This window comes from Microbispora sp. H10830, assembly GCF_014161375.1.
Lineage (GTDB): Bacteria > Actinomycetota > Actinomycetes > Streptosporangiales > Streptosporangiaceae > Microbispora > Microbispora catharanthi.
The window spans coordinates 133,574-147,322 of the sequence record NZ_JABBWX010000004.1; the positions used below are offsets into that span (position 1 = coordinate 133,574).

Below are 13,749 nucleotides of genomic sequence, written 5' to 3' on the forward strand. Positions count from 1 at the left end.
CGGGGGTTCAGCGGGTGTCCGGGCGGCTCGCCAGGGCGTCGTACCGCCGGAAGGCGGACACGCCGAAACCGGTCACCAGGACCAGCAGGGCGCACACCAGGCCGCCGCCCGCCCAGGAGGGCACGAGCCCGAAGGCGTCCGCGGTGGCGCCCGCCCGCAGGTCGCCCAGGCGGGGCCCGCCCGCGACGACGACCATGAACACCCCCTGCAGGCGTCCGCGCATCTCGTCCGGGGCGTAGGTCTGCAGGATCGTCTGCCGCCAGACGGCGGAGGCGAGGTCGGTCGCGCCGCCGATCGCCAGCAGCGCCACGACCAGCCACAACGGCTGCGCCAGCGCCGCGGCGGCCACCGTCACGCCCCACAGGGCGATCACGAGCGTGAGCGCCACCCCCTGGCGGCGTACGCGGCCGACCCAGCCGGAGAAGACGCCGGCGACGACCGCCCCGATGGCGATGCTCGCCGACAGCCAGCCGAACGCCACCGCCGACCCGCCGAAGCGCTCGGCCGCCATCTCCGGGAACAGCGCCCTCGGCATCGCGAACGCCATCGCGATGATGTCGACCACGAACGACATGAGCACGACGGGCCTGCTCACCACGTATCTGAGCCCGTCGACCACCGAGCGCAGGCCCGGCCGGGAGATCTCGCCGACGGGCGCCAGCGTCGGCAGCCGTACGGCCGCGTAGAAGCCGGCGCCGAACAGGACGGCGTCGATGAGGTACGCGGTGGCGTACCCGCCCTTTGCGAGCACCACCCCGGCCAGCAGCGGCCCGACCACCGTGCCGATGCTGCTGACGAGGAAGTTGAGAGTGTTGGCCGCGGGGACCCGCTCGGTGGGCACGATGCGGGGAATGATCGCCCCGCGCGTGGCCGAGGTGACGGCGAAGCCGATCGACTGCAGGGCGATGACGGCGAGGATGAGATAGACGCTGCCGAGCCCCGACCAGGCGTGCAGCAGCAGGGCGACGGTGGACAGCCAGGCCACCACCGAGCCGGCCAGCAGGAGCCGGCGGCGGTCCATCGCGTCGGCGACCGCGCCGCCCCACAGGCCGAAGACGACCAACGGGACGAGACTCACCGGCCCGAGCAGGCCCACCCACAGGGACGACCCCGTGAGGTTGTAGACCTGCCCGCTCACGGCCACCGAGGTGAGCTGGAAGCCGATGAAGGAGACGCCCTGCCCCACCAGCAGCCGCCGGTACGCCGGAATGTTCAGGGGCCGGGTGTCGAGGGCGACACGCTTCAGAACTGCCTGTACCCCCGCCACCCTCTACCTCGCCGATCTGGGCATATAGAACATTCGGGGTACTTTACTCTGGCTGCCCGCGAGGCCCGCAGCGGGCCGCCGCTCCTTCCTGGAGCGCCGCCGCCTTCCCGATCAACCAGCGGGGAGCGATCTGATGAGCGCGGCGATGGCGTCGAGAACGCGGTCGAGCCCGCGCCGGAAGCGCTCCTCGGGGGCGAGGCACGTAGTCGTCGAGCATGCCGACCAAGCCGGCGATCCCGTCGATGCCGAGCCCGGTTTCGTCGAAGGCGCCGAGCGCGAACTCGTGCACGCGCAGCAGGTGGGGGCCCAGCGTCGGCCGGCTGGTGAGCAGCGGGATCAGCCAGGTATGACGTAGGCCGGCGGCGCGGATCTGCCGGGCCAGCAGTGTCAGATCGCCTCGCCAGTCGCCGGACGGGCCGTCGGGGAGCTCGATCTCACCCGTCGCCAAGTCGATCATGAGGTCGAACAGGTCGTCACGGCGGGGCACGTAGCGGTAGAGCGACATGGCGCCGGTGCCCAGCTCGCATGCGATACGGCCGCGCGATCGCCACCCGGCTCGCCCGCGAAGGCGCCCGCGTGGCCGTGCACTACGGCAGCGACCACGCCGCCGCTGAGGAGACCGTCACCACCGTCCAAGCAGCCGGCGGACACGCCTTCGCCATCCAAGCCGAGCTGGGCGGGCCAGGTGACGCCGAAGCCCTGTGGGCCGGCTTCGACGCCCACGCCGACGGGCTGGACATCCTGGTCAACAACGCGGGAATCCTCGGCGGCCAGACCGAGATCGACGGCGTCACCCGGGAGGGCTTCGAGCGCCTGTTCGCGGTCAACACCACCGCCCCGCTCTTCATCACCCCGCTCGCTCTGCCACGGCTGCGCGACGGGGGGCGCGTCATCACCGTGGGCACGATGCTGACCCGGGGAGCGGCCATGCCCAGGGCGATCGACTACGCCATGTCCAAGGCCGCGCTCGACGTGCTCACCACCGCTCTCGCCGAGCAGCTCGGGCCACGCGGCATCACGGTCGACATCGTGGCCCCCGGCGTCGTCGACACCGACATGCACCAAGGACGCCTTGCCCTCGTCTGCTCGCACGACTCGGCGAGCGGACGAGCGCCCGGCTTCGCTACGCGCAGGGCAGGGGTCACCCCTCGGGATCCCTCGACGAGCACCGACGGCGGCAGAAAGATTTAGGCTTTGCGCCGAATGTTTCTGTCGAGAAATGCGCGCCGGGAGGGGGACCGGTCAACGGGCCCATGCCGGGTGGGGCCCTCACGCGCGTCCGCCCGGCGACGCGACCGCCCACACGTCCCGCATGTCGGGACCAGGATGCCCGGTCGTCTCGCCCGCCCTGACAGCAGGGGGGTTCCGCGGGGCACGGCACCTGGAACTTCCGGCGCGAACAGCCCGCACCCGCGGCGCACCTTCCGCGCCTCAGCCGGGCGGCGGACGTGGCCGGCTCCGCCGGCCTGGGCGCCAGGAGCCGGAGGAAGGGCCCGGCGCCAGAATTTCTGTCTGTGTTCCGAAACTTCAGGTCACGAGAAGGTCACGCCACGAGCGGGGCGGTGCTGCCGCGCACGACGAGGCCGGTGGTGAGCTCCAGGCGGTTCTGCGGCGGGGATTCCCCGCGGGCGATGGCGACCACCATGGTCGTGGCGGCGGCGGCCATCTCGGTCAGCGGCTGGCGGACCGTGGTCAGCGCGGGGATGAGCCACTGCGCCATCGGCAGGTCGTCGAAGCCGACCACGCTCAGCTCGTCGGGGATGCGCAGCCCCATCTCGTGGGCCGCCTGGTACACGCCCATGGCCTGCGCGTCGTTGAAGGCGAACACGGCGGTCGGGGGCCGGGGCAGCGCGAGCAGGGAGCGGGCGTTCGCCAGGCCGTCCTCCGCGCTGAAGTCGCCCTGCCGGACGAGCTCCGGATCCGTCGGCACGCCCGCGGCGTCCATGGCCGCGCGGAACCCGTCGAGCCGCGCGCGGCTGGAGAGGGCGTGGGCGGGACCGGTGATGAGGGCGATGCGCCGATGTCCCAGCTCCAGCAGGTGGCGCGCGGCCGACAGACCGCCGCTCCAGTTGCCCGCGCCCACCGAGGGCAGCTCGTGCCCGGGATCGCCGGTGGGATCGACAAGCACCACGGGGATGTCCCGGGTCCTGAGCTGCTCGTGCTGGGCCCGGGTGAGGCCGGAGAAGACCACGATCACGCCGTAGGGACGGCGGCCGATCACCCCCTCGATCCAGCCACTGGCGGGAGGGTGTTGGTCCTGCAACTCGGAGACGACCACCGCGAGGCCGTGCTCGCGCGCCACCTGATCGACCCCCTTGATGACCTCCATCGCGTACGCGCCCTCCAGCTCGTTGAAGACCAGTTCGATGAGAGGAGCCGCTGTGGGGCGCTTCTTCTGCCGGCGGTACCCGTGCTCGCGGATCAGGTCCTCGACCAGGGCGCGGGTCTCGGGGGCGACCTCGGACCTGCCGTTGACGACCTTGGAGACGGTCGCGGGGGACACCCCCGCCAGCTCGGCGATCTGGGCGATGGTCAGCGGCCGGGAGGGCGTGCGGTCCGGCGGTGTCGGCTCCCTGGTCGTCGTCATGGCCGCAGTTTAGCCCGAACTTTCGGACACCAACCCGAATGTTTCGGATGTCTCACCGCCCGATCCTTGACGGCCTCCGACGCACCGGCCTAGAGTCCACATAAACTATCGGTCCTGATTCGGAAACTTTCGGACCACAGTTTCAGACGACAGTTCGGATGAGCAGGGGTTCGGATGAGCAGGGGGCGCTCGATGCGGTTGCTCGCGTACCGCCGTCTGCCGCCGCCGCGGCGCGGGTACGGCCGGGCCGATCGTCACCTGGGTCCCGTACGGCGTCTTCCGGGGCCGAGGCCCACGCGACGGATCGACAAGCAAGGGATGTCATGACATTCGTAGACGCGCCGGGGCTCGCGCCCTGGCGGGACGGCGACCGGCCTCTCGACGAGCGCGTGGACGCGCTGCTGGCCGAGATGACGCTGGAGGAGAAGGTCGCCCAGCTCGGATCGGTGTGGGTCGACATCTCGCCCGCCGGCTCGGAGGGGACAGGCGGCAACGTCGCGCCGCTGCAGGACCTGTTCATGAAGGACGGCGCGGACCTCGCCGACCGGATGCGCGACGGGGTCGGCCATCTGACCCGGGTGTACGGCACGGCGCCGGTGAGCCCGGCGGAGGGGGCGGCCGGGCTGCGGAAGCTGCAGGAGCAGGTGATCGCGGCCAACCGGTTCGGCATCCCCGCCATCGCGCACGAGGAGTGCCTGACCGGGTTCGCCACCTACGGCGCGACCGCCTACCCCACCCCGCTGGCCTGGGCCGCGACCTTCGACCCCGCGCTGGTGGAGCGGATGGCCCTGGCCATCGGCGACGACCTGCGCGCCGTCGGCGTCCACCAGGGCCTGTCGCCCGTCCTCGACGTCGTGCGCGACTACCGGTGGGGCCGGGTCGAGGAGACCCTCGGCGAGGACCCCTACCTGGTGGGTCAGATCGGCGCGGCCTACGTGCGCGGCCTGGAGAACGCCGGGATCATCGCGACGCTCAAGCACTTCGCCGGATACGCCGCCTCCCGGGCGGGCCGCAACCACGCCCCGGTCAGCATCGGCCCCCGCGAGATGGCCGACGTCATCCTCCCGCCGTTCGAGACGGCCATCCGCGACGGCGGCGCCCGCTCGGTCATGAACTCCTACACCGACATCGACGGCGTGCCCGTCGGCGCCAACGCCGGCCTGCTGCGCGGGGTGCTACGCGACCAGTGGGGATTCGACGGCACGGTCGTGGCCGACTACTGGGCGGTGCCGTTCCTGGCCATGAACCACCACGTCGCCGCCGACGAGGCGCACGCCGGCGCGATCGCGCTGCGCGCGGGCATCGACGTCGAGCTGCCCGAGACGGTCGGCTACGGCACCCGCCTGGTCGAGCAGGTGCGGGCCGGCCACGTGGAGGAGGCCCTGATCGACGAGGCCGTGCGCCGGGTGCTGCGGCAGAAGATCGAGCTCGGCCTGCTCGGCGACGGCCCCCTCGTCCCCGAGGACGCCGGCGACGTCGACCTGGACAGCCCCCGCAACCGCGACCTGGCCCGCACCGTCGCCGAACGCTCCGTCGTGCTGCTGAGCAACCCCACCGGCGCGCTGCCGCTGGCCTCCGGGACGACCGCCCGCATCGCCGTCATCGGCCCGTGCGCCGACGACCCGCAGACCCTGCTCGGCTGCTACGCCTTCCCCAACCACGTCCTCGACCGCTTCCCCGACCACGGCATGGGCCTGCCCATCGCGCCCGTCCTGGATCTTCTGCGGGCCGAGTTCCCCGATGCCGACCTGCGCTACGCGCGGGGCACCGACGTGTCGGGCGACGACACCTCGGGCATCGCCGAGGCCGCCGCCCTGGCCGGGCAGTCCGATCTCGTGCTGCTGTTCGTCGGCGACCGGGCCGGGCTGTTCGGCAACGGCACCTCCGGCGAGGGCTGCGACGCCGCCCACCTCGCCCTGCCCGGAGTCCAGCCGGAGCTGGTCGAGGCGGTCCTGGCCACCGGCACGCCGGCCGTCCTGGTCGTGGTGTCCGGCCGCCCGTACGCGATCGGCGCCTACGCCGACCGTGCCGCCGCCGCGCTCCAGGCGTTCCTGCCGGGCGTGGAGGGAGGCACGGCGATCGCGGGGGTGCTCAGCGGCCGGGTCGAGCCCTCGGGCCGCCTGCCCGTCCAGATCCCCGGCTCCCCCTTCGTCAACCCCTCCACCTATCTGCAGCCGCCCCTGGGGCTGCGCACCGACGGCATCTCCGTGTCCGACCCGACCCCGGCCTTCCCCTTCGGCCACGGGCTGTCGTACACGACGGTCACCTACGACGCGATGGCGACCTCGGCGGATCGGTGCCCCACGGACGGCACGGTCGAGGCGCGGGTGACCGTCACCAACACCGGCGCCAGGGCGGCGGAGGAGGTCGTGCAGCTGTACGCCTCCGACCCCGTGGCGCAGGTGGCCCGTCCCGTCGCGCAGCTCGTCGGCTTCGCCCGGGTGCCGCTCGCGCCCGGGCAGACCCGCGAAGTGGTCTTCGAGATCCCCACCGACGCCTTCTCCTACACCGATCCCGGCCTGCGCAGGATCGTCGAACCGGGCGTCATCGCGCTCACCGCCGGCCCGTCCGCCGCCGATCGCCCCCTGCGATCCGAGATCCTGCTGACCGGCGACACCGTCGTGCTCGGCCGGGCCCGGCGGCTAACCACCCACGCGCGGGTGCCGGAACCGGCCTCCTGACCGTGACACGCGTGCGGCGGGCGGCCGGGCCGCCCGCCGCGCCGCCGTCCCGCCGCCGCGCTCGGCGACCCCCGCGTTCCCCGGCCGGGGGAAGACACGCCCCACCGCTCCTGTCCGCCGCTGCACCCCTCCGGGGCAGGAAACAATGTGAACCGCCCCGTGAAAGGAGCCTCCCCGATGGCTCGGACCGACCTCGACGCGCTCGCGCTCAACGCGCTCACCCTGGAGCAGAAGGCTTCACTGCTGTCGGGCCGGGATTTCTGGACGACCAAGGCGCTCGAGGAGGCCGGGATTCCGTCCATCACGCTGTGCGACGGGCCGCACGGCGTACGCCGCGAGGCCGGCGGCTCCGACCACCTCGGCATCAACGAGAGCATCCCCGCCACCTGCTTCCCGCCCGCGGCGGCGGTCGGGTCGAGCTGGGACCCCGAAGTGGCCGCCCGGATCGGCGCCGCCGTCGGCAGGGAGGGCCGGGCCCTCGGCGTGGCGGTCGTGCTCGGCCCCGGCGTGAACATCAAGCGCTCGCCGCTGTGCGGGCGCAACTTCGAGTACTACTCGGAAGACCCCCTGCTCTCGGGCGTCCTGGCGGCGGCGCACGTCGCCGCGCTGCAGGCCGAGGGACCCGGCGCGTCGGTCAAGCACTTCGCCGCCAACAACCAGGAGACCGAGCGCATGCGGGTCAGCGCCGACGTGGACGAGCGCACGCTGCGCGAGATCTACTTCCCCGCGTTCGAGCGTGTGGTCACCCAGGCCAGGCCCGCCACCGTGATGTGCTCCTACAACCGGGTCAACGGCGTCCACGCCTCGCAGAACCGGTGGCTGCTCACCGACGTCCTGCGCCGCGAGTGGGGCTTCACCGGCGTGGTCGTCTCCGACTGGGGCGCGGTCCAGGACCGCGTCGCCGCGCTGGCCGCGGGACTGGACCTCGAGATGCCGGGGACCGGCGGCGTGAGCGACCGGCGCATCGTGGACGCGGTCCGCGCGGGGGACCTCGACGAGGCCGTCGTGAACGCGAGCGTGCGCCGCGTCGTCGCCCTCACCGAACGCCGCAGCGGGGTCTCCGGCGCGTTCGAGACCGACGCCCACCACGCGCTCGCCCGCGAGCTCGCCGCCGAATGCGCCGTGCTGCTCAAGAACGAGGACGGCACGCTCCCCCTCTCGGTGGAAGCCCGCATCGCCGTGATCGGCGAGTTCGCCGTCAGGCCCCGGTTCCAGGGCGGCGGCAGTTCCCACATCAACGCCACCCGGGTCGACGCGGCGCTCGACGCGATCCGCGCCCTCGCCCCGGACGTCGCCTACGCCCAGGGCTTCTCGCTGGACGGATCGGGCGACGCGCGGGAGCTTCGCGAGGCGGCGGCCGAGACCGCCGCCTCCGCCGACGTCGCGGTCGTCTTCGCCGGCCTGGGCGAGCGGGAGGAGTCGGAGGGCTTCGACCGGGAGACGATCGACCTGCCCGCCGTCCAGGTCGAGCTGATCCGCGCCGTCGCCGCCGCGGCCCGCCGTACGGTGGTCGTCCTGTCCAACGGCGGCGTCGTCTCTCTGGAGGGCTGGCACGACGACGTGGACGCCGTGCTGGAGGGCTGGCTGCTCGGCCAGGCGGGCGGCTCCGCCGTCGCCGACCTCCTCTTCGGCGTCGTGAACCCCTCCGGGCGCCTCGCCGAGAGCATCCCGATGCGGCTGAAGGACACGCCGAGCTACCTCAACTTCCCCGGCGAGGCCGGGCACGTGCGCTACGGCGAGGGGGTCATGGTCGGCTACCGCTACTACGAGACGGTCGAGCTGCCCGTGCGTTACCCGTTCGGCCACGGCCTGAGCTACACGACGTTCGCGATCGGCGACCTCACGGTCGTTCGCACGGGCGACGACAGGGCCACCGTCACCGTGAGGGTGACCAACACCGGCGATCGGCCGGGCAAGCACGTGGTGCAGGTCTACGTGTCCACCGCCGCGGGTCCAGTACGGCGGCCCGTTCGGGAGCTGCGGGCCTTCAGGAAGGTCTCCCTCGCCCCCGGCGAGTCGCGCACGGTCACCCTTCCTCTCGACCGGCGGGCGTTCGCGTACTACGACGTCCCGCTCGGCCGGTGGGTCGTCGCGCAGGGCGACTACACGATCCAGATCGGCGAGAACGCCTCGTCCGTCGTGGCCGAGACGACGATCAGTCTCGGCGGCGACTCCCTCGTCCCCGTGGTGTCGCTCGACTCGACGCTCGGCGAGTGGCTCTCGCACCCGATCGCCGGGCCGGCTCTCCTGCGGGTCCTCAGCGGCGGGAAGGGCGCGCGGTCCGAGGAGGACGACGAGAACGGGTTGCGGATGGCCTCGTCGATGCCGATGGGACGGTTCCTGACCTTCGCCGGCATCGACATCCCGCACGCGACCCTGCGGGAACTGGTGGAACTGGGCGGGTCGGACGGCGCCGCGGCCTGAGCCGGCGGGCGTCGGTGTGGGCTGAAGCGACCGGTCAGCCGATACCGACGGTCTGCCGCTCGGGCTCGATCACGATCACGATGCGCTCCTGCCCGACGGTGATCACGAGGGTCATCGGGCCACTTCGTAGCGGAGGTGGGTCACGCCGGGGGCCGGCACGGCCTCCAGCAGACGGAGGCGCACGTGCTTCGGGAGCTCCTGGAAGAAGCGGTGACCGGCGCCGAGCAGAACGGGCACCTGGTGGAGGATCACCTCGTCGACGAGGTCCGCTTCCAGCGCGGACGTCAGCACGCCGCCGCCCATGAGGGCGACGTCCTTGCCCCCGGCGGCCTCGCGTGCCGCCGCGATCGCGTCCTCGACGCCGGTGGTGATCAGGGTCTGCGTCCCGCCGATCTCGGGCGCCGCCCGATGGCTGAGGACGAACAGCCGGGCCATCGGGTGCGGGCTGCCGCCTCCGAAACGGTCGGAGTCCTCGTAGGTGTTGCGCCCTGCCACGACCGCACCCACACGTCCGGCGAGGGTGTCGAAGATCCGGGCACTGGGCCCGCTCAACGTGAACCCGTCGAACACCCCGCTGGGCGTGTCGCCGTCGAAGTACCAGTCGAACAGCGTCGTTCCGTCGCCCAGCCCGCGCCCGGCGCCCGGGTCGCGCCCGGTGATGTAACCGTCGACCGACACCGCGTGGGCACTGAAGACCTTGCTCATCTCGCCGACCCCCTCTTGAGTTCCTTGAAGAGACTCCATGAGAGTAACAGCCCAAGTTCCTTGAAGGAACCCCGATTGCTAGACTGTTCTCATGCAACGCACGAAGTTCGGGGAGATGGCCTGTTCCATCGCGCGCACCCTCGACGTGATCGGAGAGCCGTGGTCGCCGCTGATCCTGCGTGATGTGTGGGTGGGCATGACTCGGTTCGACCAGCTCCAGGCCGACCTCGGGATCTCGCGCAAGGTGCTGACCGAGCGGCTCACCTACCTCGTCGACCAGGGCGTGCTCGAGCGCCGCCCCTACGACCGGCGGCCGCGCTACGAGTACCACCTGACGACCAAGGGCGCCGAGCTGGTCGACCTGCTCATGGTCATGACCAGCTGGGGGGACCGATGGCTCGCGGGCGAGGCCGGGCCGCCGGTGCTCTACCGCCATCACGCGTGCGGTGAGATCAGCCATGCCGAGCTGCGCTGTGCCCACTGCGGCGAGCCGATGCACGGCGGCGACGTCGATCCGCTGCCGGGTCCGGGCGCGGCCGTCTGACCGAGGCGGGTCCGGAACTCCCCCGGAGGTCGTCGCCCGGCCGGTCAGCCGAGCCGTTGGGCTCTGCCGAGCAGCCGCTGGGCCACCACGACCAGGGCGAGGAACAGGCCGCTGACCACCTGCTGGAAGGCCGACGTCAGGTTGCCCACCTGATTGATCAGGCTCTGGATCACCCCGAGCAGCAGCACGCCGGCGATCGTGCCGGTGATGCCGCCCGCTCCCCCGGTCAGCAGCGTGCCGCCGATCACCACCGCGGCGATCACGTCGAGTTCCAGGCCGATGCCGAGGATCGTGACACCGGAGGAGAGCCGGGCCGCGTTCAGCACCCCGGCCAGGCCCGCGAGCAGGCCCGACATGAGGTAGACGTAGACCTTCGTCCGGGCCACCGGCACGCCCATCAGCGCGGCCCCCGGCTCGTTGCCGCCGACCGCGTAGACGTTCTGGCCGAAGGCCGTCCGCTGGAGCAGGACCATCGCGGCCACCGCCAGGAGCGCCGTGATGTAGACCGGCCAGGTCAGGCCGAACACACCGCCCTGCCCGAGCCGCGCGAACGCGGAGTCCTTCACGAGGTAGGTCGTGGCGCCCTCGTTGGAGATCGCCAGCATCAGCCCGCGCACGCCCAGCAGCCCGGCCAGGGTGACGATGAACGGCGCCATCCCCGTCCTGGCGATGAGCAGCCCCTGAAGGAGCCCCACCAGCCCGCACGCGGCGAGCGGCAGCACCAGCGCGACGAACACCCCGTACTGCGAGCCGTACGCCGCGAGGACCCCGCCGAACACGAACAGCGACCCCACCGACAGGTCGATGCCGCCGCTGATGATCACGAAGGTCATGCCGATGGCGATGATCGCGGTGAAGGAGGAGGAGACGAGGACGCTCGCGGCGTTGCCCGCGGTGGCGAAGGAATCGAAGGCGACGCTGCCGACGACCACCAGCGCCGCCAGCACCATCAGCGCGCCGTGCTGCTGGAGGACGCGGCTCACCTGCTCGCGTCCGGGCGATCCGGTCATCGGGTTCCTCGCTCCCTGGTGGCGTAAACGGCGGCCAGGATGATGACCGCCTGCACGATCTGCGTCCACGACTGCGGCAGGTTGTGCTTGATGAGGGTGGCCGACAGCAGCTGCATGAGCAGCGCGCCCATGACCGTGCTGAGCACCCGGATCCGTCCGCCGCTCAGCGGCGTGCCGCCCACCACCACCGCCGTGATGGCCGACAGCTCGATGAACAGGCCGAGCGAGGTCGGATCGCTCGCCTGCAGCCGCGCGGTCGCGAGCACCCCGGCCAGCGCGGCCAGCACCCCGGAGATCACGTAGACCAGCAGCAGCACCCGGCGGACGGGCAGCCCGGACAGCTCGCTGGCCGCGCGGTTGCCGCCGATCGCGACCACCTGCCTGCCGAACGTCGTCCTGCGGACCAGGAACGCCATCAGCAGGGTCAGCACGGCCGCGATGACCACGATGACCGGCACGCCGGACAGCGAGCTGCTGCCGAGCGCGATCAGGTCGGGGTTGCGGAACTCGACGAGCTGCGGCACGAGCACGTTGGCCAGGCCCCGGACGCCGACCAGCAGCGCGAGCGTGGCCACGATCGGCTGCACGCCGACGTAGGCGACCAGCGCGCCGCCCGCCGTCCCGGCCACCGCGCCGCCGACGAGGGCGACCAGCAGCGCGGGCCACGCGCCGTACCCGAGGTAGAGGGCGACGAGGGCGGCGGCCAGCGACATGACCGAGCCGACCGACAGGTCGATGCCCTGGGTGCCGATGACCAGCGCCATGCCGAGCGACACGATCACGATCGGGGCGACCTGCACGAGCTGGGTGCGGAAGTTCGCCACATCGAGGAAGTGGGGGGTGAACAGCACGTTGAACAGCAGGAGGACGCCGACCGCGGCATAGACGCCGTACTCCTGGGCCCAGGCGAGCACCCGCCGCCCGGGCGGTGCGACCGCTTCAGCCATCGGACTCCGCTCCTCGTTCGGCGATGGACGCCATGATCTTGTCCTCCGTGACGTCGTCGCCGGACAGCTCGCCGACGACGGCGCCATCGCGCAGCACCAGGATCCGGTCGGCGCCCTCCACCAGCTCCTCCAGGTCAGACGAGATCAGTAACACGCCCAGGCCCTCCTCGGCCAGCTCGTCCACGAGTGCCTGCACCTCGGCCTTGGCGCCCACGTCGATACCGCGGGTGGGCTCGTCCAGCAGGAGGATCTTCGGCCGGATGGCGAGCCACCGCGCGAGCAGGACCTTCTGCTGGTTGCCACCGGACAGCTCCTGCACCGGCTGGTGCGGCGAGGCCGCCTTGATCCTGAGCCGGCGCATGAAGACCTCGACGACCTTGTCGATCTTCGCGTCGGAGACGACGCCGGCCCGCGACAGCGACGGCAGGGCGGCGAGCGCGATGTTCTCCCTGACCGACAGCGCCGGGATGATGCCCTCGGCCTTGCGGTCCTCGGGCAGCAGGCTCACCCCGGCCTTGATCGCCGCCGTGGTCGAGCCGGTGCGCAGGGGCAGGCCGGCCACGAGCACCCGGCCCGCGTCCAGCGGAAGCGCGCCGACGATGCCCTTGGCCGTCTCGCTTCGGCCCGCTCCCAGCAGCCCGCCGAGGCCGACGACCTCCCCCGGCCACACCGCGACGTCCACCCCGCGCAGCACCTGCCGCCGGGTCAGCCCCTCGGCCCGTACGGCGGGCGCGGCGCCGTCCCGCTCCCGGGCGTGGCGGCGGTCGCGGGAGAACCTGGTCAGGCCGCCGGTCCTGACCTCCTCGAGGTCGCGGCCCAGCATCAGGGCGATGAGCTTCAGCCGTTCGAGCTCGGCGAGCGGGCCCGTGTGCGCGACCCGGCCGTCACGCAGCACGGTCACCCGGTCGCACACCTCGTACAGCTCGTCGAGGCGATGGCTGACGTAGACGACGGCGATGCCGTCGTCCCTGAGCTTCCTGATCACCGAGAACAGCGTCTCGACCTCGCGCGGCTCCAGGGACGAGGTGGGCTCGTCCATGATGACCACGCGGGCGTCGATCGCCACGGCCCTGGCCAGGGCGACCATCTGCTGGACGCCCATTCCGAGGGTGCGCAGCGGGCGGCGTACGTCGGTGACGACGCCGTATCCGGCGAGGATCCGCTCCGCCTCGCCGTACATCCTGGCGGTGTCGATGACGCCCAGGCGGCCGCGCGGCTCGCGCCCCAGCATCAGGTTGCGGGCCACGCTCATCATCGGGACGAGGTTGACCTCCTGGTAGATGGTCGAGATCCCGGCGCGCTGCGCGTCGAGCGGCGTCCCGAAGGCCACCGGCGAAGCGTTGTAGATCAGCTCACCGCCGTCCGGGCGGTGGACACCGGTGAAGACCTTGATCAGCGTGGACTTGCCCGCGCCGTTCTCGCCCACGAGGGCGTGCACCTCGCCGGGGAGGAGGGCGATGGACACCCCGTCGAGGGCCACCACGCCGGGAAAGCGCTTGCTGATCTGCCTGGCCTCGAGCACCGGTGCAGCGGACTGGCTCAATGAGTTCCCTTCCTCGCGCGGGCCTCCGCGCGAGTGCGCAC

The 13,749-nt window shown here is 72.3% G+C and carries 11 protein-coding genes; 4 read left to right on the forward strand and 7 right to left on the reverse strand.

The genetic code is table 11. The features are described 5' to 3' along the window. Positions 1-7: 7 nt before the first annotated feature. Together HHX35_RS12965 and HHX35_RS12970 are read right to left on the reverse strand one after the other, a co-directional pair. Positions 8-1,267: an MFS transporter gene (locus tag HHX35_RS12965; RefSeq protein ID WP_182899095.1), complete on the reverse strand. Its 1,260-nt coding sequence runs from the start codon at positions 1,265-1,267 to the stop codon at positions 8-10. A 43-nt stretch (positions 1,268-1,310) separates the two neighbouring features. Continuing rightward, positions 1,311-1,772 (reverse strand): TetR/AcrR family transcriptional regulator C-terminal domain-containing protein, encoded by a 462-nt coding sequence (locus HHX35_RS12970; RefSeq protein WP_182899096.1) that lies wholly within the window; start codon positions 1,770-1,772, stop codon positions 1,311-1,313. 20 nt (positions 1,773-1,792) lie between these two features. Here HHX35_RS12970 and HHX35_RS12975 point away from each other — a divergent pair, with 20 nt between their 5' ends. Beyond that, positions 1,793-2,458, forward strand: coding sequence for an SDR family NAD(P)-dependent oxidoreductase (locus HHX35_RS12975; RefSeq protein WP_182899097.1), 666 nt, complete (start codon positions 1,793-1,795; stop codon positions 2,456-2,458). A gap of 352 nt (positions 2,459-2,810) precedes the next feature. On the opposite strand, the gene HHX35_RS12980 is transcribed toward HHX35_RS12975, so the two are convergent. Next, a complete protein-coding gene (locus HHX35_RS12980) occupies positions 2,811-3,854 on the reverse strand; it encodes a LacI family DNA-binding transcriptional regulator (RefSeq protein WP_182899098.1) in 1,044 nt (347 codons plus the stop codon). A gap of 323 nt (positions 3,855-4,177) precedes the next feature. Between HHX35_RS12980 and HHX35_RS12985 the strand changes: the two genes are divergently transcribed. Next, positions 4,178-6,535 (forward strand): glycoside hydrolase family 3 N-terminal domain-containing protein, encoded by a 2,358-nt coding sequence (locus tag HHX35_RS12985; protein ID WP_182899099.1) that lies wholly within the window; start codon positions 4,178-4,180, stop codon positions 6,533-6,535. 177 nt (positions 6,536-6,712) lie between these two features. After that, the gene (locus HHX35_RS12990; RefSeq protein ID WP_182899100.1) at positions 6,713-8,959 is read left to right on the forward strand and encodes a glycoside hydrolase family 3 C-terminal domain-containing protein; all 2,247 of its coding nucleotides are present in this window, start codon (positions 6,713-6,715) and stop codon (positions 8,957-8,959) included. A 111-nt stretch (positions 8,960-9,070) separates the two neighbouring features. Here HHX35_RS12990 and HHX35_RS12995 read toward each other — a convergent pair whose 3' ends face one another. After that, entirely contained in the window at positions 9,071-9,664 is a 594-nt protein-coding gene (locus HHX35_RS12995) for a dihydrofolate reductase family protein (RefSeq protein WP_182899101.1), read from the reverse strand. A gap of 91 nt (positions 9,665-9,755) precedes the next feature. Between HHX35_RS12995 and HHX35_RS13000 the strand changes: the two genes are divergently transcribed. Beyond that, a complete protein-coding gene (locus tag HHX35_RS13000; RefSeq protein ID WP_139575102.1) occupies positions 9,756-10,208 on the forward strand; it encodes a helix-turn-helix domain-containing protein in 453 nt (150 codons plus the stop codon). Between the two features lie 44 nt (positions 10,209-10,252). Here HHX35_RS13000 and HHX35_RS13005 read toward each other — a convergent pair whose 3' ends face one another. Genes HHX35_RS13005 through HHX35_RS13015 form a run of 3 tightly spaced genes read right to left on the reverse strand, consistent with a single transcriptional unit; the run spans position 10,253 to position 13,708 of the window. Then, positions 10,253-11,218, reverse strand: coding sequence for an ABC transporter permease (locus tag HHX35_RS13005; protein WP_182899102.1), 966 nt, complete (start codon positions 11,216-11,218; stop codon positions 10,253-10,255). After that, positions 11,215-12,165, reverse strand: coding sequence for an ABC transporter permease (locus HHX35_RS13010; RefSeq protein ID WP_139575104.1), 951 nt, complete (start codon positions 12,163-12,165; stop codon positions 11,215-11,217). The genes HHX35_RS13005 and HHX35_RS13010 overlap by 4 nt, the downstream gene beginning before the upstream one ends. After that, on the reverse strand, positions 12,158-13,708 hold the full coding sequence (locus HHX35_RS13015) for a sugar ABC transporter ATP-binding protein (protein WP_182899103.1): 1,551 nt from the start codon (positions 13,706-13,708) through the stop codon (positions 12,158-12,160). The genes HHX35_RS13010 and HHX35_RS13015 overlap by 8 nt, the downstream gene beginning before the upstream one ends. Positions 13,709-13,749 lie beyond the last annotated feature (41 nt).

Excerpts from the sequence above, each read along its gene's own strand:
- HHX35_RS12970 (WP_182899096.1), bottom strand. The coding sequence starts at position 1,772 with ATGTCGCTCTACCGCTACGTGCCCCGCCGTGACGACCTGTTCGACCTC.
- HHX35_RS12975 (WP_182899097.1), top strand. The coding sequence starts at position 1,793 with ATGCGATACGGCCGCGCGATCGCCACCCGGCTCGCCCGCGAAGGCGCC.
- HHX35_RS12980 (WP_182899098.1), bottom strand. The coding sequence starts at position 3,854 with ATGACGACGACCAGGGAGCCGACACCGCCGGACCGCACGCCCTCCCGG.
- HHX35_RS12985 (WP_182899099.1), top strand. The coding sequence starts at position 4,178 with ATGACATTCGTAGACGCGCCGGGGCTCGCGCCCTGGCGGGACGGCGAC.
- HHX35_RS12990 (WP_182899100.1), top strand. The coding sequence starts at position 6,713 with ATGGCTCGGACCGACCTCGACGCGCTCGCGCTCAACGCGCTCACCCTG.
- HHX35_RS12995 (WP_182899101.1), bottom strand. The coding sequence starts at position 9,664 with ATGAGCAAGGTCTTCAGTGCCCACGCGGTGTCGGTCGACGGTTACATC.
- HHX35_RS13000 (WP_139575102.1), top strand. The coding sequence starts at position 9,756 with ATGCAACGCACGAAGTTCGGGGAGATGGCCTGTTCCATCGCGCGCACC.
- HHX35_RS13005 (WP_182899102.1), bottom strand. The coding sequence starts at position 11,218 with ATGACCGGATCGCCCGGACGCGAGCAGGTGAGCCGCGTCCTCCAGCAG.
- HHX35_RS13010 (WP_139575104.1), bottom strand. The coding sequence starts at position 12,165 with ATGGCTGAAGCGGTCGCACCGCCCGGGCGGCGGGTGCTCGCCTGGGCC.